General features: G+C 57.4%; 19 protein-coding genes and 2 tRNA genes. 20 read left to right on the top strand and 1 reads right to left on the bottom strand.

Annotated elements, in window-relative coordinates:
• Window position 1 precedes the first annotated feature (1 nt).
• Window positions 2-74, top strand: a tRNA-Ala gene (locus CSQ86_RS06100).
• Between the two features lie 117 nt (window positions 75-191).
• Here the strand turns inward: CSQ86_RS06100 and CSQ86_RS06095 are convergent.
• Window positions 192-995, bottom strand: coding sequence for a Cof-type HAD-IIB family hydrolase (locus CSQ86_RS06095; protein WP_100494281.1), 804 nt, complete (start codon window positions 993-995; stop codon window positions 192-194).
• A 305-nt stretch (window positions 996-1,300) separates the two neighbouring features.
• Here CSQ86_RS06095 and CSQ86_RS06090 point away from each other — a divergent pair, with 305 nt between their 5' ends.
• From CSQ86_RS06090 to CSQ86_RS06000, 19 genes are all read left to right on the top strand, one after another.
• Complete coding sequence (locus CSQ86_RS06090) at window positions 1,301-2,272, top strand: MetQ/NlpA family ABC transporter substrate-binding protein (RefSeq protein ID WP_100494200.1); 972 nt, start codon at window positions 1,301-1,303, stop codon at window positions 2,270-2,272.
• A gap of 132 nt (window positions 2,273-2,404) precedes the next feature.
• Window positions 2,405-3,550 carry a methionine ABC transporter ATP-binding protein gene (locus CSQ86_RS06085; RefSeq protein WP_100494199.1) on the top strand — a complete coding sequence of 382 codons (1,146 nt, stop codon included), beginning with the start codon at window positions 2,405-2,407 and terminating at the stop codon, window positions 3,548-3,550.
• Complete coding sequence (locus CSQ86_RS06080) at window positions 3,547-4,233, top strand: methionine ABC transporter permease (protein ID WP_100494198.1); 687 nt, start codon at window positions 3,547-3,549, stop codon at window positions 4,231-4,233. Before CSQ86_RS06085 ends, CSQ86_RS06080 begins: the two co-directional genes overlap by 4 nt.
• Before the next feature lie 111 nt (window positions 4,234-4,344).
• On the top strand, window positions 4,345-5,496 hold the full coding sequence (locus tag CSQ86_RS06075; protein WP_100494197.1) for a M20 metallopeptidase family protein: 1,152 nt from the start codon (window positions 4,345-4,347) through the stop codon (window positions 5,494-5,496).
• Window positions 5,497-5,511: 15 nt separating this feature from the next.
• Window positions 5,512-7,209, top strand: coding sequence for an NAD+ synthase (locus tag CSQ86_RS06070; protein ID WP_100494196.1), 1,698 nt, complete (start codon window positions 5,512-5,514; stop codon window positions 7,207-7,209).
• Window positions 7,210-7,444: 235 nt separating this feature from the next.
• Complete coding sequence (locus tag CSQ86_RS06065; protein ID WP_100494195.1) at window positions 7,445-8,404, top strand: MetQ/NlpA family ABC transporter substrate-binding protein; 960 nt, start codon at window positions 7,445-7,447, stop codon at window positions 8,402-8,404.
• 89 nt (window positions 8,405-8,493) lie between these two features.
• Window positions 8,494-9,744, top strand: coding sequence for a M20 family metallopeptidase (locus CSQ86_RS06060; RefSeq protein ID WP_100494194.1), 1,251 nt, complete (start codon window positions 8,494-8,496; stop codon window positions 9,742-9,744).
• A 146-nt stretch (window positions 9,745-9,890) separates the two neighbouring features.
• Entirely contained in the window at window positions 9,891-10,091 is a 201-nt protein-coding gene (locus CSQ86_RS06055) for a hypothetical protein (RefSeq protein WP_165773754.1), read from the top strand.
• A gap of 281 nt (window positions 10,092-10,372) precedes the next feature.
• Entirely contained in the window at window positions 10,373-12,748 is a 2,376-nt protein-coding gene (gene pflB / locus CSQ86_RS06050; protein WP_100494192.1) for a formate C-acetyltransferase, read from the top strand.
• Window positions 12,749-12,934: 186 nt separating this feature from the next.
• Window positions 12,935-13,816: a pyruvate formate-lyase-activating protein gene (gene pflA, locus CSQ86_RS06045; RefSeq protein WP_100494191.1), complete on the top strand. Its 882-nt coding sequence runs from the start codon at window positions 12,935-12,937 to the stop codon at window positions 13,814-13,816.
• 136 nt (window positions 13,817-13,952) lie between these two features.
• On the top strand, window positions 13,953-14,585 hold the full coding sequence (locus tag CSQ86_RS06040; protein ID WP_100494190.1) for a DUF3000 family protein: 633 nt from the start codon (window positions 13,953-13,955) through the stop codon (window positions 14,583-14,585).
• Window positions 14,582-15,883 carry an HRDC domain-containing protein gene (locus CSQ86_RS06035; RefSeq protein WP_100494189.1) on the top strand — a complete coding sequence of 434 codons (1,302 nt, stop codon included), beginning with the start codon at window positions 14,582-14,584 and terminating at the stop codon, window positions 15,881-15,883. Before CSQ86_RS06040 ends, CSQ86_RS06035 begins: the two co-directional genes overlap by 4 nt.
• A 55-nt stretch (window positions 15,884-15,938) precedes the next feature.
• The gene (gene tig / locus CSQ86_RS06030; protein WP_100494188.1) at window positions 15,939-17,324 is read left to right on the top strand and encodes a trigger factor; all 1,386 of its coding nucleotides are present in this window, start codon (window positions 15,939-15,941) and stop codon (window positions 17,322-17,324) included.
• 193 nt (window positions 17,325-17,517) lie between these two features.
• Window positions 17,518-18,909, top strand: coding sequence for a chloride channel protein (locus CSQ86_RS06025; protein WP_100494187.1), 1,392 nt, complete (start codon window positions 17,518-17,520; stop codon window positions 18,907-18,909).
• Window positions 18,910-18,967: 58 nt separating this feature from the next.
• A complete protein-coding gene (locus CSQ86_RS06020; RefSeq protein WP_100494186.1) occupies window positions 18,968-19,345 on the top strand; it encodes a transcriptional regulator in 378 nt (125 codons plus the stop codon).
• Window positions 19,346-19,449: 104 nt separating this feature from the next.
• The gene (locus tag CSQ86_RS06015) at window positions 19,450-20,067 is read left to right on the top strand and encodes an ATP-dependent Clp protease proteolytic subunit (protein ID WP_100494185.1); all 618 of its coding nucleotides are present in this window, start codon (window positions 19,450-19,452) and stop codon (window positions 20,065-20,067) included.
• Window positions 20,068-20,072: 5 nt separating this feature from the next.
• Window positions 20,073-20,777 carry an ATP-dependent Clp protease proteolytic subunit gene (locus CSQ86_RS06010; protein ID WP_100494184.1) on the top strand — a complete coding sequence of 235 codons (705 nt, stop codon included), beginning with the start codon at window positions 20,073-20,075 and terminating at the stop codon, window positions 20,775-20,777.
• 104 nt (window positions 20,778-20,881) lie between these two features.
• The gene (gene clpX, locus CSQ86_RS06005; protein ID WP_100494183.1) at window positions 20,882-22,255 is read left to right on the top strand and encodes an ATP-dependent Clp protease ATP-binding subunit ClpX; all 1,374 of its coding nucleotides are present in this window, start codon (window positions 20,882-20,884) and stop codon (window positions 22,253-22,255) included.
• 142 nt (window positions 22,256-22,397) lie between these two features.
• Window positions 22,398-22,471 (top strand) — tRNA-Arg (locus CSQ86_RS06000).
• The last annotated feature ends 4 nt before the right edge of the window (window positions 22,472-22,475 follow it).

Genomic DNA, 22,475 nt, shown 5'->3' with positions numbered 1-22,475 from the left:
GGGGGCTATAGCGCAGCTGGTAGCGCATCTCCATGGCATGGAGAGGGTCGGGGGTTCGAATCCCCCTAGCTCCACGAATGAGGCCGGTGCTTGAAGCGCCGGCCTTTTACGTATTCGTTCAATGCCGTCCGAACCGGCGTGACCTTCATCACTCAGTGTTAGCCGGTACAGGGCCGAGCGGTCGATATGGGCTATAAGATCCCAAAATGCCGCAATGCGTTGAGCACTCCATCGTGGTCGACATCGTCGGTCACGAAATCAGCGGCGGCTTTCGGCTCGGTATCGGCGTTGCCCATCGCAACGCCGATACCGGCATAGGAGAGCATGGAAGTGTCGTTGCCTCCATCTCCGAACGCCATCGTCTGCTCGCGGGTAATGCCGTAATGTTCCATGAAGCGTTGGATACCACGAGGCTTGCCTCCATCGGCCGGAATCAAATCGGTGAAGTCCGGGTGCCAGCGTACGCCGCGGACATTGGGGCATAGGGCCACCAGTTCAGCCTCTTCCTGCACTCCGATGAATGGGCTGATTTGGAATGTCTCATGAGTCAGGGCGCGCACATGCGGGTCATCGAAGTATCTGGTCGGTGCCGTCTTTCCCAGCTGCGCCCATGTGGCTCGCAGTGCGTCGTCGTCCTGATTGAAATACACGTAGTCCTTCTCGCCGAAGTTGCATACCACGTCCGGATGGCTATCGAGCCAGTCGAGAATGATACGAATATCCTCTTGATCGATGGACTGTGAGGCAAAGAACCCGGATCCATCGAAGCAATACTGCCCATTGAAAGCCACGATGCCATCAAATGTCACCGGCATGGTATCCAGCACCACCTTCATTTGCGAAGGGGCTCGGCCGGTGCAGATCAGCACTTTGATGCCAGCCTTCTGCAGTGCATGAATCGCCTGCACGGTGGAATTCGGAACCGTATGCGTGGTGAAGCTTGTCAGGGTGCCGTCGATGTCGAAGAACACGGCTTTGATGTCGGTGTTGGTCATGGTTTCATTGTCGATGCTGAATGTCTGCGGCACGCCGTTTATCGGTTTCTATCCATCAGACGAGTCCACATAGTGGTTACAGCTTGTCCAATGCCGTCTCGAACCGGTTTTATGACGAACCGCAAAACCGCATGATTCCAGTCATTTATATGCCCGCCATAACCAATGCCTATACGGCAATTCCCATATTTTCGGGCTTTACACGGCGCGAAGCGGCTATTGTGTAACACGTTCGTCAGTGAGCTTCGTGTGCTGCACTGTTCAAGGCCGCTGACGCAAGCAAACATGAAGAAGAGGAAAGATTAATGACTTCAGCAAATCAGCCGGCAGCTCCGGCCAACAATAATGAGCCTGTGCGCGTGAACAACACGCCGCGCAACATCATCATCGCCGTCGTCGTGGTGGCCATCATTGCCGTAGCGGCTTTCTTCGGATTCCGCGCAGTCTCCGGCTCCAACCAGGCAGACGCTAAGGGCTCCAAGGACAATCCGGTCAAGATCGGCGTTGTGGGTGCCACCGACCCCGAGTGGGTACTGTTCAAGCAGAAGGCCGAGAAGGCCGGCATCTATGTCGACATCGTGGATTTCCAGGACTACACCTCCGAAAACCCGGCTCTTGACTCCGGCGAGCTCGACCTGAACGAGTTCCAGCACCTGCTCTACCTTGCCAACTACAACGTGAGCAACAACAAGGATCTGCAGCCCATCGGCGGCACTGCCATCTACCCGTTGGGCGTCTATTCCACCAAGGTCAAGGACATCAAGGATATCGCCGCTGGCTCCACCGTCACCATCCCGAACGATGAAACCAACCAGGCTCGTGCTATCGGTGTGCTGAAGGCTGCCGGTCTCGTGACCTTGAAGGGTGACTGGACCGCATTCTCCACTCCGGCAGACATCGACGAAGCCAAGAGCAAGGTCAAGGTCACCCCGCTGAAGGCCGAGCAGGTCGCCACCACTCTGAAGGATCCGACCATCGCCGCGGGCGTGATCAACAACGACTATGTTGCCGATGCCGGTCTCGACCCGAAGGACGCCATCTACCAGGATGATGCCGAATCCGAGGAAGCTCGCCCGTACATCAACGTGTGGGTTGCCCGCAAGGATGATGTGAACAACGAAACCTACAAGAAGCTCGTCCAGATCTTCCAGGAGAAGGATGTGCTCGACGCGCTTCAGGAGAAGTCCGGCGGCACCGCAGTATTTGCCAACAAGTTCAGCGCTCAGGATCTGCAGGGTTACCTGGCTGACATCGAAAAGGACGCCAAGGCTCAGTGAGCCATACGTCACAGGAATTCACAGTGTGATCGACCATGCCGAGTGAGGAACTCACCCACGACCAGTCGTGGTAGTAACCTCACTCGGCATAGCCGATTGCAAACGGCATCATCGGCACAATCAGGGAGGACCATGAGCGAGCCAATCATCACCTTTGACCATGTGGTCAAGGAATTCAAAACACGTGGTCACGGGTCTTCGGCCACTCGCGCCGTGGATGACGTGAGCCTGACCATCAATCGTGGCGATATCTTCGGCATTATTGGATATTCTGGTGCCGGTAAATCCACGCTGGTGCGATTGATCAATGCCCTTGAGCGCCCGACTTCTGGTGGTGTGACCGTGCTTGGCACGGATATCACTAAGCTGAACGAATCCAAACTGCGTCCGATTCGCCAAAAGATTGGCATGATTTTCCAGCAGTTCAACTTGTTCTCCACCAAAACCGTGGCGCAGAACATCGCTTACCCGTTGCAGCTCGACCATTGGCGCAAGGATTATCAGGATCGCCGCGTGGCCGAATTGTTGGAGTTTGTAGGCTTGTCCGAACATGCGGACAAGTATCCTTCCCAGCTTTCCGGTGGCCAGAAGCAGCGTGTCGGCATCGCTCGCGCACTCGCCACCAACCCGGAGATTCTGCTTGCCGACGAAGCGACCAGTGCTCTCGATCCGGAAACCACTACGGAAGTGTTGAATCTGCTCAAGCGCGTCAATGAGGAATTCGGTATCACCATCGTGCTGATTACCCATCAGATGAACGTGGTCCAGCAGATTGCCGGCCGCGTAGCCGTCATGAGTGCAGGCCGTGTGGTCGAGGCCGGAGACGTGTACGACGTGTTCGCCGCACCTCAGCAGCCGGTTACCAAGCGGTTCATCGCAACCGCGCTTTCCGGTCTTCCTGAAGAGGATCGTGTCGAACGCCTGCACAAGGATTGGTCCGGCCGCATCGTCACCGTTCTGATTCGCCAGAAGGACGTTTCCGGTTCCCATGGGCGTGCGCTTGCCGCCTCCGGCCAGAATATTTCCGGTCTCATTGCCAAGCATGGTGTGGAATCCAGCCTGCTCTACGGCGGAATCGATACGGTCAAGGGCACTGCCATCGGTGCCATCACCTATGAATTCCGTGGGCCGAACGTGGAAGGGTTCCTTAAGGAACTTGCCCAAGACAGCGATGTGGTCGACTTCGGTACCGCCGAACATCCGGTGGCATATGCACAGGCCGTTGCCGGATACGCGCCGAAGACCCAGTCCGTGACCGAAGAGGGAGCCGAATCATGATCGAACTTGCAAGTTCTCGTAGCGACTGGAGCGTGCTGCGCCCGCTGTTGTTCGAGTCCATCGGCCAGACCTTGACCATGGTGCTGATCACATTGGTCATCGGTGGTTTCCTCGGACTGATTCTCGGCGTGGTGCTGTATGGCACACGCCCGGGCAATCTTTTTGAAAACGCCATCGTCTACCGAGTGCTCGACGTAATCGTCAACATCGTCAGACCGATTCCATTTATCATCTTCCTCGCGGCCATGCAGCCGCTGACCATCGTGGTGGTGGGTACGTCGATCGGCACTGTGGCTGCCATCTTCCCGATGGTCGTGATGTGCACGTTCGCCACGTCGCGATTGGTGGAGCAGAATCTGGTGCCGGTTGACCCCGGCATGATCGAAGCCGCGCGATCCATGGGCGCCAGCAAGCTCACCATCATCCGCACGGTCCTGATTCCCGAAGCCTTGGCGCCGCTGATTCTCGCCTATGCCTTCCTGTTCATCGGTGTGCTCGACATGTCCGCCATGGCCGGCTACATCGGTGGCGGCGGTCTTGGTAACTTCGCCATCGCCTATGGTTATCAGAAGTTCGATCAGACCGTTACCTGGACCGCCGTGATCATCATGATCGTGCTGGTACAGGTGGTGCAGGGCATCGCCAACGCCATTGCGAAGAAGCTGCTGAAGCGTCAGCAGTAGTCCATGAGCCGATATCCATCGGCAATCCCATTCTCTGAAAATCTCTCACTGAGCAGTCATCAGTGAGAGATTTTTCATAAGTAACCATGACCATTACTAGAATCGTCAACCATGTGTGAACATATCGATTTCGATCCGGAACTCATCGCCATTCGCCACTATCTGCATGCGCATCCTGAACGCAGCTTCAAGGAATTTGACACCAGCATCTATCTCGCCGACCAGCTCAAATTGCACGGTATTGAGATCATGCCCAATCCGATGAAAACCGGTGTCGTAGGTCTGATTGAAGGACAGGCCGGACCAGGGCCGCGCATCGGATTGCGAGCCGACATCGACGGTCTGCCGATTGTGGAGGATACCGGATTGGAATTCTCCTCGGTGAACCATGGAGTGATGCATGGCTGCGGCCATGATCTGCATATGACCGGCTTGCTGGGTGCGGCGTTCTGGCTTGCCGAGCATCGCGACAAGTTCGCCGGCTCCGTCAAGATTCTGTTCCAGCCCAGCGAGGAAACCGGTCAGGGCGCACGTGCGATGATCGACGCCGGGTTGGTGGACGATGTGGACGCCATCATCGGTACGCATAACAATCCGAATTATGCGCCGGGCCAGTTGGCCATCGGCGTGGAACCGATGATGGCGGGATGCGTGAAATTCCGTGTGGATATTCATGCATCCGGCTCCCATGCCGGCTACCCGTACAAGGGAACCAGCCCGATTGAGGCATTGGCCAGCATGATCATGAGCCTGCAGACCATCGTGAGCCGTAATGTGACGCCGTTCCATCCACTGGTGCTGTCGGTGACCGAAGTGCACGGCGGCGATGTGTGGAACGTGGTGCCGGCCGAGGCCGGATTCCAAGGTACGGTGCGCTACTTCCACAAGGAAGATGGCAATCTTGTGGGTCGTCGATTCAAGGAGATCGTGGAACACACCGCCAAGGCCTATGGCATCAGTGCAGACGTGATGTGGGATGATTTCCAGGATCCGCTGGCCTCCGACCCGGGACTCGCCAAGGCCGTGGCCGCTGATGTACACGAATACGCTCAGCTCGAACCGATTCGTCCATCGATGGCGGGGGAGGACTTCTGCGAATTCTCCAAGGTGACGTTGCCGGTCTTCGCCTTCGTGGGATCCAACGGACAGGAAGGTTGCGCCGATTGGCATAGCCCGCACTTCGTTGGCCTTGACGAATCGATTCCGACCTTCGTGAACTTCTACGTCAACGCCGCTCTGCGCGTGCTCAACGAGCTGAGCTGAGTACACTAAGAAGCCATGACACAGCTACGTTTTGCACTCGCCCAGATCGATACCTGCGTCGGCGCGCTTGACGCCAACGCAGCCAAAGTGCTCGATTTCTCCCGCAAAGCCGCCCAAGGCAACGCCCAAGTGGTGGTATTCCCGGAAATGACGCTCACCGGATACCCAATCGAGGATTTGGCATTGCGCCGCACTTTCCGCCAGGCTGCATGGGACAAGGCCAATGAGTTGGCATCTCAGCTCAATGCCGAAGGTCTTGGCGGATTGTTCGTCGTTGTGGGAACCGTGGGCACCGACCGCGCCACCAGCAAGCCGCGCAATCGTCTCGTGGTGCTGCACGAGGGCGTGGTATGGGCCGGCTATGACAAGCACTTCCTGCCCAACTATGGCGTGTTCGATGAATTCCGCATCTTCTCCGCCGGCGACCGCTCGGTGACACTGGACGTAGACGGCGCACGCATCGGCGTGGCCATCTGTGAGGACATCTGGCAGGATGGCGGTCCGGTGGCAGACCTTGCAACCAAGAACATCGACCTGCTGCTCACCATCAACGGTTCCCCGTATGAGGAAGGCAAGACCCATACACGCTTCGAACTCGCCCAAAAGCGAGCCGCCGAAGTGAACGCGCCGGTCATCTACCTGAACCAGGTGGGAGGCCAGGACGATTTGGTCTTCGACGGCGGCAGCTTCGTGGTGGATGCCGACGGCGCCCTGCTGGAACGCAGTCCGATGTTCATGGAGAACCTCACCTTCTGGGACTTCGATTCATCCGTCGAGCATCAAAACAAGGCCGAAATCGTGCCCGAACTCGACAAGGACGAGGAAGTCTACACCGCTTGCGTGCTTGGCCTGAAGGATTACATGGCCAAGAATCATTTCACCGGCGTGACCCTGGGTCTTTCCGGCGGCATCGATTCCGCCCTTGTGGCCGCCATGGCTGCGGATGCCTGTGGAGGCGAAAACGTATGGGGCATTTCCATGCCATCCATGTACTCTTCGGATGGCTCCAAGGATGACGCCGCCGACCTGGCCAAGAACATTGGTGCCCATTACGAAGTGCAGCCAATCGAGCCGCTGTTTAATGCTTACCAGCAGCAGCTGAACCTCGAAGGGGTGTCTGCTGAGAACCTGCAGGCCCGTATCCGTGGCGTGATTGTGATGGCCAGCTCCAATTCCCGCGGCCTTCTAGCTGTGGCTACCGGTAACAAATCCGAGTTGGCCTGCGGATATTCAACAATCTACGGCGATGCGGTCGGCGGATACGCTCCAATCAAGGATTTGCTGAAGACCCGTGTATGGGAAATCAGCCGGTGGCGCAACAAGGCCGCCGCAGCCGGCGTCGGCATCGGCGGATTGAAGATTGTCGGCAACGAGGAGGGCAATGCAGGAAAACCACTGCCGAACGGCGTGATGATTCCGGTGGCATCCATCGAGAAGGCGCCTTCTGCAGAGTTGCGACCTGGCCAGAAGGATTCCGACTCCTTACCTGAGTATGCACTGCTTGATAAGGTGCTGGCTGCCTACATCGAACACGCACATGGGCGCGCGGATCTGCTCGCTGATGGCTTTGATGAAGCCACAGTGGACACCGTGATGCGTTTGGTGGATCGCGCCGAATGGAAGCGTCGCCAGTATCCGCTCGGCCCCAAGGTCACGGCACTGGCGTTCGGCCGCGATCGCCGACTGCCGGTGACCAATGCGTTCCGCGAATAATCGAAATACCGGATGAGAAAAGCACCTCGATATCGAGGTGCTTTTCTCATATTGCGAGACAATCGCTTGGTTATAACAGGTTATTAAGGACATTCGCCCGATGGGCTCGTAACGGGCTATAAGCAGCCTATATGGCGAAACAGCGCTGCCGAGTGATTTCCGCCTCTATGGTTGGTTCATGTCGTCAAGCAATTGACATTCATCGTGAAATACATCCGACAGAGAGGGAGAACACATGTCCGCAGCAACCCAGACTCCGGTTAATCCGCAGGAACCGGTGCGTGTGAATCACACCCTGCGCAACATCATCATCGCCGCCGTGGTTGTAGTGCTGGTGCTGGCCGGTGGCTTCTTCGGCTACCGTGCGTTCGCCAGCAATGCCAATGCCGAAAAGGGCTCCGAAGCCAACCCGGTCAAGATCGGCGTGGTCGGCGCCTCCGATAAGCCGTGGCAGGTATTCAAGCAGGAAGCGCTCAAGCAGGGCATCCACGTCGATATCGTCGACTTCCAGGATTACACCTCCGAGAACCCGGCACTCGATTCCGGCGACCTCGACCTGAACGAGTTCCAGCACCTGCTCTACCTGGCCAACTACAACGTGAAGAACAACAAGGACCTGCAGCCCATCGGAGGAACCGTCATCGTGCCGCTTGGCCTGTACTCGAGCAAGGTCAAGAGCGTTGACGAGATCAAGCAGGGCGACACCATCGCCATCCCGAACGATGAAACCAACCAGGCACGTGCCATTGGCGTGCTGCAGAAGGCCGGCCTCATCACCCTGAAGCACAAGTGGACCGCAGTCACCGCGCCAACCGATATCGATGAATCCGCCTCCAAGGTCAAGGTTGTGCCGCTGGGCGCCGAGAAGGTCGCCAACTCGCTGAACGATCCGCAGCTGACCGCGGGCGTCATCAACAACAGCTACATCAAGGATGCTGGTCTGAACCCGAAGGATGCCATCTTCCAGGATGATCCGAGCGCCGACTCCGCCAAGCCATACATCAACGCATTCGTTGCCCGCAAGGCTGACGTGGACAACCCGGTCTACAAGAAGATCGTCGAGATCTACAAGACCAAGGCGGTCACCGATGCTGTGCAGGAGGATTCCAAGGGCACCTCGGTGCTGGTCACCGATTACAGCGCCAAGGAACTGCAGGGCTACCTGGCTCAGATCGAATCCGATTTGTCCAAGTAATCGAAGCATCGCGCAATCAATCATCGATACATAGACAACTGGCGGCTCGTCCGATATACGGGCCGCCATCATAATGAGGAGAGCACCACATGAGCGAACAGGAATCCATCGAAACCCGCGTGGCCAACGCCAAGCAGCGCATCAGCGACTATGCAGATGCTTCATTGGCCGACTACCAGCGCATTTCCCTGGCCATTCACGACAAGCCTGAATACAGCAACTACGAGTTCTTCGCTTCCGAAACCCTGTCCAACAAACTCAAGGAAGAAGGCTTTGACGTCACTCTCGGTGTGGCCGACCATCGTACTGGTTTTGAAGCGGTGTACCGCACCGGCAAGCCGGGCCCGGTAGTGGTGTTCCTCGCCGAATATGATGCGTTGCCCGGCGTCGGCCACGGCTGCGGGCATAGTGTATTCGGCCCGAATTCCTCACTGGCCGCTGCATCCCTCAAACAGGTCATCGACGAATTTGGTGGCGAATTGCGCGTGTATGGTACCCCTGGAGAGGAAGGCGGTGAGAACGGCAGCGCCAAAGGCAGCTTCGTCAAGGATGGATTCTTTGATGATGTGGATATCGCGCTGTGCGCTCACCCGCACGCCGGCGGCAACTATTTGTCCTCCCGCAACCTCGCATGCCAGCCAATCGATATTGAATTCCATGGCAAGGCATCCCATGCCGCAGCCACGCCAGAACAGGGCATCAACGCGCTCGATGGCGTGATCCAGACCTTCAATTCCATTAATGCGCTACGCCAGCACCTGCCCAAGGATGTGCGCGTCCACGGCATCATCACCGATGGCGGCTTACAGCCGAATGTGGTGCCTGACTATGCCAAGGCAAAGTTCTACCTGCGCTCCGCATCCGTGCCGGGACTGCTGTCGCTGCGCAAGAAGGTCGACAACATCGTGGCTGGTGCCGCGCTCGCCACCGGTGCCACCGGAACGGTGACGCCCTACCAGAACCAAGTCGACAATATGATTCCGACCCCGCTATTCGACGAAGTATGGCAGCGCAATGCCGAAGCACTGGGGCAGGTGGTCGAGCCTACCGAACAGGACAAGGTGAGCTTTGGCTCCAGCGATGTCGGCAACGTCTCTCAGGTAGTGCCGACTATTCAGCCGATGTTCTCCATCTCGCCGGAAAAGCTCGGTGGACACAACGAAAAGGTCGCAGCCGCCGCAGCCAGCCCGTTTGGACTGGAATCGATTCGATGGTCCTCGAAGGCGCTCGCCTATACCGCCCTTGATGTGATTGTGAATCCCGAGCTGCTGGAACGCATCAAAGAGCAGCATGCAGCACGTGTCAAGACGCAGGAAGCGGATGTGGCGAAGGTCATCTGATTCGGTTGCGCCTTGAGATGCAGCTGCGGAACGCAATCATCCGCCTGTATGTCTGAGAGTCTGTCTCGCCTGCGAGTCACCATCGGACATACAGGCGTTTTCCGTATGGAATGCCTACGGAATGGATGAATTATGGGAGCCATCGAATGAGTGAAAACGATAAGCAATGGTATTTCAATATGGTCAAGGGCCGCGCGGAACTTGGCCCGATTTCTCCGATTGAACAGCGTATGGGTCCATATAAGACCAAGGAAGATGCAGAGCACGCTTGGGATATCGTCGCCGATCGCAATGCCAAGTGGGAAGAACAGAATCGTCAGTGGAACGGTGAAGGATACCGACATTGATCGATGCGATGGCAATACGGTGACTATGTAGTTTTTGAACCTCGTGGTTTCCAAATGATGAAAAACCGCTCAAATCCGCATGTGCGGATCGGGCGGTTTTCTTGTGAGAAAAATCATATAAAGAATGTTGACGATGGGGAAACCGTTGCAAATACAGGCAAATCACATGAGTGTGAGATAGCTCACGTATAAATTCAGCTTTTTACAAGTATGTGCAAACTACACTTAGTGGCAATGGTTCCGTGAAGATGCGAAACCGTGAACCCCATTAAAGGAGTGACATGACCGCAGTAGAGAATGCAGCTGTCTCCCAGGAGGAGCTCGACGCAAAGGCGTGGGCAGGCTTCACCGAGGGTAACTGGCAGAAGGATATTGACGTCCGTGACTTCATCCAGAAGAACTACACCCCGTACACCGGTGACGAGTCCTTCCTGGCACCTGCTACCGAAAAGACGAAGCATCTGTGGAAGTACCTCGACGACAACTACTTGGCAGTGGAGCGCAAGCAGCGCGTCTACGATGTGGACACCCACACCCCGGCCGGCATCGACGCCTTCCCGGCTGGCTACATTGATTCCCCGGAAGTCGACAATGTGATTGTCGGCCTCCAGACCGACGTGCCCTGCAAGCGCGCCATGATGCCGAACGGCGGCTGGCGTATGGTCGAGCAGGCCATCCGTGAGGCCGGCAAGGAGCCGGACCCGGAGATCAAGAAGATCTTCACCAAGTACCGCAAGACCCACAACGATGGCGTCTTCGGCGTCTACACCAAGCAGATCAAGATTGCTCGCCACAACAAGATCCTGACCGGCCTGCCGGATGCCTACGGCCGTGGCCGCATCATCGGCGACTACCGTCGTGTGGCCCTGTACGGTGTCAACAAGCTGATCGCCTTCAAGAAGCGCGACAAGGACTCCGTGCCGTACCGCAACGACTTCACCGAGCCGGAGATCGAGCACTGGATCCGCTTCCGTGAGGAGCACGACGAGCAGATCAAGGCCCTGAAGCAGCTCATCAACCTCGGCAACGAGTACGGCCTCGACCTGACCCGTCCGGCACAGACCGCTCAGGAAGCCGTGCAGTGGACCTACATGGGTTACCTGGCATCCATCAAGTCCCAGGACGGCGCCGCAATGTCCTTCGGCCGTAATTCCGCCTTCCTCGACTGCTTCATCGAGCGCGACCTCAAGGCCGGCAAGATCACCGAGACCGACGCTCAGGAGCTCATCGACAACATCGTCATGAAGCTGCGTATCGTGCGCTTCCTGCGTACCAAGGATTACGACGCCATCTTCTCCGGCGATCCGTACTGGGCAACCTGGTCCGACGCCGGTTTCGGCGATGACGGCCGCCCGCTGGTCACCAAGACCTCCTTCCGTCTGCTCAACACCCTGACTCTTGAGCACCTCGGACCTGGTCCTGAGCCGAACATCACCATCTTCTGGGATCCGAAGCTGCCGGAAGGCTACAAGCGCTTCTGCGCCAAGATTTCCATCGACACCTCCGCCATCCAGTACGAGTCCGATAAGGAAATCCGCTCCCACTGGGGCGACGACGCCGCCATCGCATGCTGCGTCTCCCCGATGCGCGTGGGCAAGCAGATGCAGTTCTTCGCTGCACGTGTGAACTCCGCAAAGGCTCTGCTGTACGCCATCAACGGCGGCCGTGATGAGATGACCGGCATGCAGGTCATCGACAAGGGCGTCATCGACCCGATCAAGCCGGAAGCCGACGGCACCCTGGACTACGAGAAGGTCAAGAACAACTACGAGAAGGCACTCGAGTGGCTGTCCGAAACCTACGTCATGGCCCTGAACATCATCCACTACATGCACGATAAGTACGCCTACGAGTCCATCGAGATGGCTCTGCACGACAAGGAAGTCTACCGTACCCTCGGTTGCGGTATGTCCGGCCTGTCCATCGCAGCCGACTCCCTGGCCGCCATCAAGTACGCCAAGGTGTACCCGATCACCAACGCCGAGGCCAAGACCCTCGAAGGCCACGAGTACGAGTACGTCGAGGGCGCTGACGACGATCTGGTCGTCGGCTACCGCACCGACGGCGAGTTCCCGATCTACGGCAACGATGATGACCGTGCCGATGACATCGCCAAGTGGGTTGTCTCCACGGTTATGGGCCAGGTCAAGCGCCTGCCGGTCTACCGCGGTGCAGTCCCGACCCAGTCCATCCTGACCATCACCTCCAACGTGGAGTACGGCAAGAACACCGGTTCCTTCCCGTCCGGCCACAAGAAGGGCACCCCGTACGCTCCGGGCGCCAACCCGGAGAACGGCATGGACTCCCACGGCATGCTGCCGTCCATGTTCTCCGTCGGCAAGATCGACTACAACGATGCTCTCGACGGTATCTCGCTGACCAACACCATCACTCCTGATGGCCTCGGTCGCGACGAGGAAGAGCGCATCGGCAACCTGGTCGGCATCCTGGACGCCGGCAACGGCCACGGCCTCTACCACGCCAACATCAACGTGCTGCGCAAGGAGACCATGGAGGACGCAGTCGAGCACCCGGAGAAGTACCCGCACCTGACCGTGCGTGTCTCCGGCTACGCGGTGAACTTCGTCAAGCTCACCAAGGAGCAGCAGCTCGACGTCATCTCCCGTACCTTCCACCAGGGCGCTGTCACCGACTGATGAGCCGATGACACCAACCGTGTGAACGGGTGAACGATGAAGGGGTGGGCCAAGTCCCACCCCTTCCTTATGGCACTTCCCCTGAGTTCCTCTCGCAGGGGAGTGGTCAGCAAGACACGAGAGGAAGGTTGTGCTCTGGCCGATCAGTACAGAGCCACTAGCATCACTCGAGGGAACAGGAGGACAATGATGCCCGACGACCAGTTCCGCACTACCACGCGCCATATGCTGCGCGAATCAAAGACTTATGCATCCCAGACGCTGATGGGCGGCCTGTCAGGATTCGAATCTCCAATAGGCCTCGACAGGCGCGACCGTATCGCCGCACTCAAATCCGGCGATATCGGCTTCGTTCATTCTTGGGATATCAATACGTCCGTGGATGGTCCGGGCACACGAATGACCGTATTCATGTCCGGATGCCCGTTGCGCTGCCAGTACTGCCAGAACCCGGATACGTGGAAGATGCGCGATGGCAAGCCGGTCTATCTGGATGCGATGATCAAGAAAGTCGATCGCTACAAGGATCTATTCAAAGCGACCCATGGCGGCATCACCTTCTCCGGCGGCGAATCGATGATGCAGCCGGCATTCGTCTCCCGTGTTTTCCATGCCGCCAAGGAGATGGGAGTGCACACCTGCCTGGACACCTCCGGGTTCCTGAACACCAATTACACCGATGACATGCTCGAAGACATCGATTTGTGCCTGCTCGACGTCAAATCCGGTGATGAAGCCATCTATCACAAGGTGACTGGGGGACTGTTGCAGCCTACCATCGATTTCGGCCAGCGCCTCGCCAAAGCCGGTAAGAAGATCTGGGTGCGATTCGTATTGGTTCCCGGGCTCACGGATTCCGAGGAGAATGTGGAGAACGTGGCCAAGATCTGCGAAACATTCGGTGACGCGGTGGAGCATATCGATGTACTCGGCTTCCACCAGCTTGGCCGCCCTAAGTGGCATGAGCTGCGCATCCCATACCCGCTGGAGAATCAGAAAGGCCCGAATGCCGCTACTCGAGAACGTGTGGCCAACCAGTTCAAAGACCACGGCTTCGTCGTGTATTAAATAGCCACCGTTATTATTGTGAATATTGCGAATTGCTCATGTGGTTTCATCGGCATGGTGATGAAACCACATGAGCAATTCGCATATTGAGCGCGTAAATACCGTGATTTCTCCGGTTCTCTCGTAGCCTAGAGATATGGCCAGCATCTATGCATTTCCTGCGGGTGTGCCCAATGAGGGGCAGCCCATACGGCCTCAAGGCGTGCCTGATGATCTATGGGCGGCGGTTGAATCCGTCAGCACCATGACTCTGCTTGCCGGCATACACTATCGGGAGATTCCAGTGCCTTCCACGTTGGCTGATTTCGGCATAGGAGTTGAACTGGAAAGCACGGAAAATGTGCGGCGAAGCACGTCGTATGAGCCGCGGGATACGCCGTTGCATACAGCGACAGGCTGGATCATGGTGCTGTATAGCGAACGACCTCGCATGGAATGGGGCTCACATTGGAGGTGCACGGCCTTCGCCCGATTGCCTTTGTCTGATACGGAAAACAACCCATTGACCCCCAGCATGTACTGGGATGATATGTGCGATCATCTCGAAGACATCGAACCCGATTCACTGTCCGGCACGGTGACCATCAACCAAAACACGTCTTTCGGCGCCATTGCCGGCAATACCAGCGCGGGTTGCGAAATACGGGTGTCATGGACGCCGCTTGACGGTTCGGGCCCAAACGGTACTATGGACGCCGGCGCACAAGTCAACTCGTGGGCCACATTCTTGACATCCACTGTTCGTTGTGAGGAGGATGACGACAGGTGAGCGACGCCCGCGACACTCAACCACGATTGCTGAAGGAACCTCGTGGGGGAGTGCCCAATGTGACTGCGACACTTGACGATTACCACCGTGTCTGCGATGCGTTGGCCGATGCGAACGGCTCCTTGGCGGCTGATGCGGAGCGTGCATCCGGATTCCGGTACGGCCACGAGGATTGGCTGATCCAATTCAAACGTGAAGGTGCCGGCATCGCGTTGCTTGACCCCATCGCCCTGACCCAGGCCGGTGCGGACTGGAACGAATTCAACGAGGCGGTAGGGCGAGCGACATGGATCCTGCATGATTCGATGATGGATTTGCCGGGGTTCTCGGATATCGGTTTGAAACCGCAGCACTTGTTCGACACGGAAATCGCCGCGCGCTTGCTCGGCCTGCATCGCTTTGGCCTTGCCGCCGTCACCGAGCATTATCTGGGCATCACCTTGGCAAAAGAGCATTCCGCCGCCGACTGGTCATATAGGCCACTGCCTCGTGATTGGCGTAACTATGCCGCGCTCGATGTGGAAGTGTTGATTGAGCTTGAAGAACTGATGCGTCGTGACCTCAAGCAAGCAGGCAAGGATGAGTGGGCGCGTGAGGAATTCGAATATGCGCTGCAACATGGTTTGGCGCCCAGAAAACCGCATCCTGTGCCATGGCTGCGTATCTCCCGCATCACCCAGTTGGGTCGTGATCCGCGAGGCTTGGCCATCGCCAAATCACTGTGGGAGGAGCGTGACAGGCTCGCCAAGCAATACGATATCGCGCCCAGCCTGTTGCTAGCGGACTCGTCGATTATCGAGGCTGCGGAACGCAAGCCCCATAATGCGGCGCAATTCCGTATGATTCGATCGCTGAATGAGCGCGTGCGCGTCCATACCGGTACGGAGCAGGACAAGATGTTCGAGCGGTACGCCCCGATTCAGCGTTCGGTAAAACCAAAGGTCTGGAAAGTCGCCATTGATAGGGCGATGGCTTTGAAACCAAGTGAATGGCCGACAATGCCTGCGCCTGAGCAGGATGACAACGGCATTGTCAATGCGCCACGTTCGATGCGCTTATGGCAGCAGCGCCATCCTGATCGATACGAACGGTTGCAGCGGGTTCGCAAAGTGATCAATCAGATAGCGCAGGATACGCGCACGCCTGCGGAAATGGTCATCAAGCCGCAAATCGTGCGCAACCTGTGCTGGGTGGAAGAGCCGCAGACGATAGACGTCGCGGAGTTTCTCCATGAGCAGGGCGCGCGAAATTGGCAGGTGCGTCTTATTGCACCGTCCGTGAGTGGCGTTATCATGTAGAGGTTGCCTAACGGCAGATTGTAAGAATTAACGACTTTTTTGAGGAGTCATTAGCGTGAAGATCAGCGTTCGTAACCTCGAGCCCACCAAGGTGAAGCTCACCGTCACTGTTGAACCGGAAGAGCTCGACCCGTTCCTGGATGAGGCCCGTAAGGAAATCGCTAAGCAGGTGAACGTTCCCGGCTTCCGTAAGGGCCACGTTCCCGGCAAGATCATCGACCAGCGTTTCGGCTTTGCCGCTGTCGCCGGCGAAGCCGTGAACAACGCAGTGCCGGAGCTGTACTCCAAGGCTCTCGAGGAGAAGAAGATTCACCCGATGGCCCAGCCTGAGTTCGATGTGCAGGAAGTCCCGCAGTCCGCTAAGGACGAGACCAAGCTGAAGTTCGTGGCCACCGTCGAGCGTCGCCCGGTCATCGAACTGCCGGAGATTGATGGCTTGGAGATCGCCATCTCCAAGCCGGAAGTCAAGGATGAGGACGTCGACAAGCGCCTCGAGGCTCTGCGCCAGCGCTTCGGCACCCTGGTTGGCGTTGATCGCCCGGCCGCCAAGGGTGACTTCGCCAACATCGACCTGTCCGCCGAGATCGACGGCGAAGTCGTCGACTCCCAGGAAGGCGTGAGCTACGAGCTCGGCTCCAACACCATGCTTGACGGTCTGGATGAGGCTCTCGACGGCCTGTCCGCCGGCGAGGAGACCACCTTCGAAGGCACGCTGGAAGCCGGCGAGCACGAAGGCCAGAAGGCTCAGGTCAAGGTCAAGGTCAACTCCGTCAAGGCTGAGGAACTGCCGGAGCTGAACGACGAGTTCGCTTCCGAGGCTTCCGAGTTCGACACCCTTGAAGAGCTCAAGGCTGACATCCGCAAGGCCGCCGGCCAGGATGCCGAAGGCCGTCAGGCCACCGAAGCTCGCGATGCCTTCATCGCCAAGCTGCAGGAAGGTCTCGAGATCCCGGTGCCGAAGGGCGTCAAGGCCAACATGGTCGAAGAGCAGCTCAAGGGCATGACTCCGGATCCGGAGAAGGCCACCAAGGAGCAGAAGGACGAGGCCGAGAAGACCGTCGAGAAGGATCTGCGCGATCAGATGGTGCTCGACGCTCTGGCTGAGAAGCTGGACGTCAAGGTCTCCCAGTCCGACGTGTTCAACTTCCTCGCTTCCATCGCCCAGCAGTACGGCATGGATCCGAACGCCTTCATCCAGGCCATTATCAAGAACGGCCAGCTTGGCTCCGCCGTGCAGGAAGTCGGCCGCTCCAAGGGTCTGCTCGCCGGCATGCGCGCTGTGAAGTTCACCGCTGACGGCGAGACCGTCGACCTCTCCGGTTTCCTGGGCGATGCCGCTGAGGATGAGGAAGCCGAGTCCGTCGAGGCCGCTTCCGCTGCCGCCGCTGTGGCTGACGAGCTGTCCCAGTCCGACGAAGACAAGGCTGCTGACGCTGAGTGAGTGATGCGTACGCGCTAGCGTAACGATTGTTAAGGCCCGGAACCTGATATGGTTTCGGGCCTTACTGTTTGTACTGAGTGCCATAATACGGAAGGCTATTCGGAATCGAATATCAATCGGGTCCAAGGTACCCGGCTGGTTCGATTGGATGTCTTTTTGGACGAATGCGTAATACCTTGTGGAGAGAAGTACCATGCCGCAAACCATGAACGTCAAACGCATAGGTTGGCTTGCCGTGGCGATCGTTGTTTTGGGCGCATTGATTGGCGCAGGTGCTGGCCTGTTGACACTGCTGCTGTATGGCGTGGAACATGTGATGCTCGGCTATATCGAAGGAGCGCAATTGCCGGGGCCGTTCGGTGTGCCCGCCATACGGCGCGGCATCTCGGTAACACTCGGTCTTACCCTCGCCGGTGTGCTCTGGTATCTTCTGCGCAATAAAACCACTAAGGTCCCCTCGGTCAAGAAGGCCGTAGCGGGGCAGCGAATGCCGGTTTGGCAAACCGTATTGCATGTGGTGCTGCAGATCTTCATCGTGGGATCAGGTGCATCCATCGGCCGGGAAGTGGCGCCGCGCGAACTTGGCGCCATGCTTGCGCAACGGTTCTGCGATGTATTCCATATCGAGGGGACTGATGGCATTGATCGGCGCATGGTGGTTGCCGTGGCGGCCGGTGCCGGTTTGGGTGGCGTCTATAATGCGCCGTTGGCTGGCATGTTCTTTGCCGTGGAGATTCTCTTGGTGGATGTGACCATCGAGAAAGTGGCGTTCGGTTTGGGCATGTCCGCCGTGGCCGCATTCGTGGCAGCGGCGATCAAGGGCCATCACACGTTCTATGACATCACCGCTATGCAGGTGCAATCCACGCCGACGCTAATGCTGTTTGCGCTGTTATGCGGTGCGGCATGTGGTGCGGCCGGTGCCTGGTTCCGCAAAGGTTCACAATGGGCTGAATCCCATAAGCCTTCCGATACAGCCATATTATGGCAGATGCCTCTTGCCGGACTCGTCACCGGATTGGTGGCGATTGTGGTGCCGCAGGTGATGGGCAATGGGCGTGCGGCTGCCCAGCTCGGCTTCAGCACGTTCATCCCGGACACCGCCGCAATCGCGAAGGCCACACAATCAGCCTCCTCGGCGGCCGCATCGCCATGGAACCTACTGGCGGGAGAAGGTGGCGACATCGTCGGTTCTCCTGCCAACGCCGGATTCCCGCTGGCACTCTCTCGGTTCTGGATGATACTGGGCGTACTTGCGCTGACATTCATGGCCAAGGCTCTCATCACCTTGATGACCATTCGTTCCGGTGCATCCGGTGGTGTGCTGCAGCCTGGCATCGCGTTAGGTTCGACGTTGGGTGCCATGCTCGGATTGGCATGGATAATGATGTTCCCCGGCGATTCAGTGACCGCCTGTGCACTCATAGGCGCTGCGGCATTGCTTTCCGCCTCGCAACAGGCACCATTAATGGCCATGTGTCTGGTGATGGAGCTGACCGAAGCGCCGATTACCTTCTTTGTACCGGTCGGCTTCGCAGTGGCGACTTCCGCACTGGTGTCGAAATGGGTGCTCAGTCGTCAATGACGCATCATGAACGGACGCATCATGGCTTGTCTGCCGGACGATGTGAGAGGAGGACACTGTGTCTGAAAACACCGAGATTCGCTCGTCCCTTGAATCGTTGGCGTCCGAGCCTCTGGATGAGCGAATCATGTATTATCGCAAACCATTCATGGTGTTGTGGGCGGCCATTCAGGAGGCCGCCAGCGACGTATCCGAAGATTATGGTTTGCCGCAGGATATGGCTCAGTTATGGGTTGCCGAACAGATGAGGCAGGTATCGGATTCGCTGGTCGATCGTCTTGCGGAAAAAGCTGTGGCGCATGGAGCAAGCAAATCGAATGTGGCGCGTGCCGCGGGGGCGAGTCCCGCGAATGCCGAACGACGTTTCCCGAGACTGAAAGGGGAAGGTGTTCACGAGCGTCTGCTCATTGATGATGTGCTCGATGCCATGGAGTGAGACCTGCGCCTACGCTGGCCGCCAAAATGCAGGCGAATATTCGCTTTCGGTCGCTTCAAGGCGGTAGTCTGAACAATGTTCGAGTTATTAGAAGGAGTTTCAAGGTGAGCAATACCTTTGCGACCTTGCCGGTCATGGCGGGCGAAGACGTCCCGGCCGGCCCCGTCGACCCGATTTTCAACCGTCTGCTGAAGGACCGCATCATTTGGATGGGCGAAGAGGTCAAGGATGATATGGCCAATCGCATCTGCGCCCAGCTGCTGATGCTGGCCGCCGAGGATCCAAAGAAAGACATCTGGCTGTACATCAATTCTCCGGGTGGATCCATCACCGCCGGCATGGCCATCTACGATACGATGCAGCTCATTGAGCCTGATGTGGCGACCGTGGGCCTTGGCATGTGCGCTTCCATGGGCCAGTTCCTGCTGAGCTCCGGTACCAAGGGCAAGCGCTACCTAACCTCGCACGCTCGTGTGCTGATGCATCAGCCGTCCGGCGGCATCGGTGGCACCGCAACTGATGTGCGCATCAACGCCGAACTCATCATGGATATGAAGAAGACCATGAGCGAGCTGACCGCCGAACAGACCGGCCACACTGTCGAGGAAATCTACCGCGACAACGAATACGATCACTGGTTCACCGCTCAGGAAGCCCTGGAATACGGCTTCGTGGACAAGCTCGTGACCACGCCGGACACTATTGGAAACAAGGGGGAGTGAGACTGATGGCAAGTGAAGAAGCAAAGTTCGCAGCCCGTGCCGACCGTCTGGCCGGCCGTCAGGGCGTAGCTGGCTTCATGCCGGCAGCCGCCCGCGCCCAGGCCTCCCAGATGCCAACGAACCGTTACATCATGCCGCAGTTCGTGGAAAAGACCCCGTACGGCATGAAAACGCAGGATGCCTACTCCCGTCTGTTCGAGGATCGCATCATCTTCCTCGGCGTGCAGGTGGACGATGCCTCCGCCGACGATGTGATGGCTCAGCTGCTGGTTTTGGAATCTCAGGATCCGAACCGTGATGTGATGATGTACATCAACTCTCCCGGTGGCTCCATGACGGCCATGACCGCCATCTACGACACCATGCAGTACATCAAGCCCGATGTGCAGACCGTCTGTCTTGGCCAGGCCGCTTCCGCGGCCGCCATTCTGCTGGCTTCCGGCACCAAGGGCAAGCGCCTGATGCTGCCGAACGCCCGCGTGCTCATTCACCAGCCGGCCATTGACCAGGGCTTTGGTAAGGCCACGGAGATTGAGATCCAGGCCAAGGAAATGCTGCGTATGCGCGAATGGCTGGAAAACACGCTGGCCAAGCACACTGGCCAGGATGTGGAGAAGATTCGCCGCGACATCGAGGTGGATACCTTCCTCACCGCTCCCGAAGCCAAGGAATATGGCATCGTGGACGAAGTGCTGGAACACCGCCAGTAGTCGGATATACCATTGATTGTGACTCCCCTCAATGAGGGGAGTCACACGTATATTAAGACACCTCAAGACACTCAACACTCAACGAACAACGCAAAGGGGCACGTATGGGACGCGTGGTGAGCTACAACGACGACATACCGCGTTGCACATTCTGCGGCAAGACCGAGCGGCAGGTCAAAAAGCTGGTTGCCGGCCCGAATGCCTCTATTTGCGACGAATGCATTGCCCTGTGCGTGGACATCATTTCCGAGGAACGGGTCAAAGACGTCGAAGTCAATTCGTTGAGTCTGCCTAAACCGGCACAAATCTTTGAGTATCTCAATCGATATGTGGTCGGTCAGGATGACGCCAAACGCACACTATCTGTGGCTGTCTACAACCATTACAAGCGCGTCAATATGGAGTTGCGTGAAGCAGCCGAAGAACTCGACCAGAATGCCGCTGGCACATCGAGCAATGCATCTCATAACCAGACCGCGCGCAAAACCCGTATACGTCATGATGGTGATGCGTTTGCTGAAGTAGAGGTGGCCAAATCCAATATTCTCCTGCTCGGACCTACCGGTGTGGGCAAGACCTACCTTGCCCAGTCCCTGGCCCGTGTGATGAACGTGCCGTTCGTCATCACCGATGCCACCACACTGACCGAGGCGGGTTATGTGGGCGATGATGTAGAAACCGTGCTGCAACGACTATTGCAGGCCGCTGATGGTGATGTGAATCGTGCGCAGCACGGCATCATCTACATCGATGAAATTGATAAAATTGCGCGCAAATCGGGGGAGAACACATCCATTACCCGTGATGTCTCCGGTGAAGGTGTGCAGCAGGCACTGCTGAAGATCCTGGAAGGTACCATAGCCTCCGTGCCATTGGAAGGCACGCGCAAACATAAGGAGCAGGAGACCGTGCAGATGGACACGCGCGGGATCCTGTTCATCTGCGGCGGCGCGTTCGTGGGGCTTACGGATATCGTGCGCAAACGTTTGGGACGACGTGAAACCGGATTCGGCACTGACTGGCATAATGCCGATTTGGATGATGCCCAGTTGCTTGAGCAGGTCAACGCGGATGATTTGGCGGAATTCGGTCTGCTGCCGGAGTTCATCGGTAGACTTCCGGTGACTAGTGTGCTCAAGGAACTGGATGTGGAAGATCTGATTGCCATACTCACCACTCCGGCAAATGCATTGACCAAGCAATACCGCAAATTATTCGCGGTTGATGGGGTGGATTTGGAATTCACCGACAAGGCCATACGGGCGATTGCCGAGACCGCCATAGGGCAGGGAATCGGCGCACGCGGGCTTCGATCGATTATCGAGAGGACACTGCAAGACACGATGTTCCAGATACCCAGTCTGGACGATGTGCGGCAAGTTATCGTGGATAAAGCCAGTGTTCTTGGGCAAAGCAGTCCGAAACTGTTGCGTGAACCCATGCAAACGGAGAACAATCATCAGCGGCGTGAAGCGTGATGGCATGTAGCAGTCAAGCTTGAAAAACCGCAGAATTTCAATGCTTTCAGCTTCTGCAGTAATGCGACACGCCGATATGTGTGACGGGTTGCGATGCTTGAAAGAGTGTGTATTATAAATCGAGTTGTCTGAACGACAGCATGCGCCAGTAGCCCAGCGGATTAGAGCAGCTGACTACGGATCAGCAGGTCGCAGGTTCGAATCCTGTCTGGCGCACTCC

Source organism: Bifidobacterium felsineum (assembly GCF_002802915.1).
In the GTDB taxonomy this organism is placed as follows: Bacteria; Actinomycetota; Actinomycetes; order Actinomycetales; family Bifidobacteriaceae; genus Bifidobacterium; species Bifidobacterium felsineum.
This window is presented reverse-complemented; position numbering and strand designations above follow the sequence as displayed.

What these genes read in the sequence shown, in the direction of transcription:
- CSQ86_RS06095 (WP_100494281.1), bottom strand. Translation starts at nt 995, where the DNA reads ATGACCAACACCGACATCAAAGCCGTGTTCTTCGACATCGACGGCACC.
- CSQ86_RS06090 (WP_100494200.1), top strand. Translation starts at nt 1,301, where the DNA reads ATGACTTCAGCAAATCAGCCGGCAGCTCCGGCCAACAATAATGAGCCT.
- CSQ86_RS06085 (WP_100494199.1), top strand. Translation starts at nt 2,405, where the DNA reads ATGAGCGAGCCAATCATCACCTTTGACCATGTGGTCAAGGAATTCAAA.
- CSQ86_RS06080 (WP_100494198.1), top strand. Translation starts at nt 3,547, where the DNA reads ATGATCGAACTTGCAAGTTCTCGTAGCGACTGGAGCGTGCTGCGCCCG.
- CSQ86_RS06075 (WP_100494197.1), top strand. Translation starts at nt 4,345, where the DNA reads ATGTGTGAACATATCGATTTCGATCCGGAACTCATCGCCATTCGCCAC.
- CSQ86_RS06070 (WP_100494196.1), top strand. Translation starts at nt 5,512, where the DNA reads ATGACACAGCTACGTTTTGCACTCGCCCAGATCGATACCTGCGTCGGC.
- CSQ86_RS06065 (WP_100494195.1), top strand. Translation starts at nt 7,445, where the DNA reads ATGTCCGCAGCAACCCAGACTCCGGTTAATCCGCAGGAACCGGTGCGT.
- CSQ86_RS06060 (WP_100494194.1), top strand. Translation starts at nt 8,494, where the DNA reads ATGAGCGAACAGGAATCCATCGAAACCCGCGTGGCCAACGCCAAGCAG.
- CSQ86_RS06055 (WP_165773754.1), top strand. Translation starts at nt 9,891, where the DNA reads ATGAGTGAAAACGATAAGCAATGGTATTTCAATATGGTCAAGGGCCGC.
- pflB (WP_100494192.1), top strand. Translation starts at nt 10,373, where the DNA reads ATGACCGCAGTAGAGAATGCAGCTGTCTCCCAGGAGGAGCTCGACGCA.
- pflA (WP_100494191.1), top strand. Translation starts at nt 12,935, where the DNA reads ATGATGCCCGACGACCAGTTCCGCACTACCACGCGCCATATGCTGCGC.
- CSQ86_RS06040 (WP_100494190.1), top strand. Translation starts at nt 13,953, where the DNA reads ATGGCCAGCATCTATGCATTTCCTGCGGGTGTGCCCAATGAGGGGCAG.
- CSQ86_RS06025 (WP_100494187.1), top strand. Translation starts at nt 17,518, where the DNA reads ATGCCGCAAACCATGAACGTCAAACGCATAGGTTGGCTTGCCGTGGCG.
- CSQ86_RS06010 (WP_100494184.1), top strand. Translation starts at nt 20,073, where the DNA reads ATGGCAAGTGAAGAAGCAAAGTTCGCAGCCCGTGCCGACCGTCTGGCC.
- clpX (WP_100494183.1), top strand. Translation starts at nt 20,882, where the DNA reads ATGGGACGCGTGGTGAGCTACAACGACGACATACCGCGTTGCACATTC.